Here is a 2,147-nt window from a genome sequence, read left to right as displayed (position 1 = left end):
GAGCGGTTCGAGCGGGACCGGCACGGCGGCTAGTCCCGGACCGGGGTCGCGTTCACACCGGGGATCAGCAGGTGCCCGGCGTCGACCGGGATCGTCACGCCCGTGACGTTCGCGGCCAGGTGCGAGTTCAGGTACAGCGCGGTGTCCGCGATGGCCTGCGGCTCGAGCCAGGTCGTGTTGCGCAGCAGGGCGTAGTGGTAGCCGCCCTCGATCATCTCCTTCTCGGTGCCGCCCTCGTGCCCGGCGAACATGTCCCAGGCGCCCTGGTGGTCGGTCATCGGGGTGCGGATCGCGCCCGGGTTGATCGAGTTGCAGCGGATCCCGTGCGGCGCGAGCTCGAGCGCGATGTTCTTCATCAGCCCGATCACCCCGTGCTTGGCCGAGACGTAGTGCGCGTAGTTCTGGCCGGGCTCGATGCCGTTGGCCGAGGAGGTGATCACGATCGAGCCGGTCTTGCGCTCGATCATGTGCGGGGCGACGGCCTTCGCCGACTTCCACACACCCGTCAGGTTGACCCCGATCATCTCGTCCCACTGCTGCTCGGTGATCTCCCAGAACGGGGCCTGGGTCCAGATGCCGGCGTTGGCGATGAGGATGTCGATGTGGCCGAGCTCGGCCACGCCCCGCGCGACCGCCGCGTCGAGCGCGGCCTGGTCCCGCACGTCGGCGTCGATGGCGAGGATCCGGCGGTCGAGCGCCTCGACCTGACGGACCGTCTCGGCGTGGTCCTCGGCCGTGGCCAAGGCGTAGGGCACGTCGGTGGTGGGCTTGGTGACGTCGACGATGATCACGTCGGCGCCCTCGCGCGCGCAGGTCACGGCGTGCGCGCGACCCTGCCCGCGCGATCCGCCGGTGATCAGGGCGACCTTGCCGTCGAGCAGTCCCATTACAGCTGTCCTCCCGCGTCGACGACCTGGGTCGTCCCGGTGATGTAGCGGCCGCTGTCGGCGACCAGGTGCAGGACCGTCTCGGAGATGTCCCGCGGTTCCAGGGCCGCCACCGGCAGCCGGTTGAGCGTGAGCGCGGCCTCCTCGAAGTCCGCCCGCGTGGGGTGCTCGAGGTCCGGCCGGAAGAGCTTGTAGGTGGCGTCGTTGAGGATCATCTCGGTGGCCACCGTGGTGGGGTGCACCGTGTTGACCCGGATCGAGTGCTCGGCCCACTCCTTGGCCATGACCTTGGCCATCTGCACCAGGCCCGCCTTGGCGGCGCTGTAGTGCGCGGTGTTGGGGTTGGCGTAGAGCGCGGCGAGCGAGCTGGTGATCACCACGGCGCCGCCGCGGCCGCCGGCGATGATGTGCGGGACCGACACCTTGAGCGTCTTCCACACCCCGGTGAGGTTGATGTCGATCATGTCCTGCCAGGTGTCCTCGGACATCTCCAGCGTGGACGCCGGGGACGAGATCCCCGCGTTGGCCAGCACGATGTCCAGCCTGCCGAACTCCGCCACACCCTCCTCGACGGCCGCGGCGAGCGCCGTCGAGTCCCGCACGTCGGCCTCGCGGGCCACGATCCGCCGGTCGAGCGCCTCGACCAGCCGCACCGTCTCGGCCAGGTCCTCCGCCGTGGCGAGCGGGTACGGCACCGAGTCGACCTTCCCCGTGGTGTCCACGGCGATGATGTCCGCGCCCTCCTCGGCCAGGCGCACCGCGTGGCTGCGGCCCTGCCCTCGCGCGGCCCCGGTGATGAACGCGACCTTGCCTTCCACCCTGCCCATGGCACTGCCTCCGACCTGCGACTCCGTTGTGTTGCCGTCAGGTTATGACTCGCCGTGCCATAAGTCGAGGAGGTCTTCGCCGTGCGACGATTCCCCCGATGTCGACCAGTGCACCCGACCGCGGCGGACGCCCCGCCCTCACCAGTGCCCACCACCTCGCGGAGGTGGCCCAGGCCTTGTTCGTGGAGCACGGGTTCGAGGCCACGTCGGTGGACGACATCGCCGCCGCGGCCGGGGTGAGCCGCCGGACCTTCTTCCGCTACTTCTCCACGAAGTCCGACGTCCTGTGGGTCGAGTCCCCCACCGAGCTCGGCACCTTCCGCAGGCTGCTGGCCGAGGCGCCGCCCGACGAGCCGTGGACGGAGACGCTCTCCCGCGAGGCGACGGCGGCGCTGCGGCACCCGCCGGAGGAGCGGACCTGGATGCGGCACCG

General features: G+C 70.7%; 3 protein-coding genes. 1 reads left to right on the top strand and 2 read right to left on the bottom strand.

Features of this window, described 5'->3' with window-relative positions; all coding sequences use genetic code 11:
* Nucleotides 1-29 precede the first annotated feature (29 nt).
* Together H5J29_RS30110 and H5J29_RS30105 are read right to left on the bottom strand one after the other, a co-directional pair.
* Nucleotides 30-887: a mycofactocin-coupled SDR family oxidoreductase gene (locus H5J29_RS30110; RefSeq protein WP_181784348.1), complete on the bottom strand. Its 858-nt coding sequence runs from the start codon at nucleotides 885-887 to the stop codon at nucleotides 30-32.
* Nucleotides 887-1,714 carry a mycofactocin-coupled SDR family oxidoreductase gene (locus tag H5J29_RS30105; protein ID WP_181784347.1) on the bottom strand — a complete coding sequence of 276 codons (828 nt, stop codon included), beginning with the start codon at nucleotides 1,712-1,714 and terminating at the stop codon, nucleotides 887-889. The genes H5J29_RS30110 and H5J29_RS30105 overlap by 1 nt, the downstream gene beginning before the upstream one ends.
* A 98-nt stretch (nucleotides 1,715-1,812) precedes the next feature.
* Here H5J29_RS30105 and H5J29_RS30100 point away from each other — a divergent pair.
* The coding region (locus tag H5J29_RS30100; protein ID WP_181784346.1) for a TetR family transcriptional regulator at nucleotides 1,813-2,147 on the top strand (335 nt) is incomplete at its 3' end.

This window comes from Pseudonocardia pini (assembly GCF_013870575.1).
GTDB classification, from domain to species: Bacteria; Actinomycetota; Actinomycetes; order Mycobacteriales; family Pseudonocardiaceae; genus Pseudonocardia; species Pseudonocardia pini.
The sequence above is the reverse complement of the archived record's forward strand: the minus strand, read 5'-3'. Positions and strand labels throughout refer to the sequence as shown.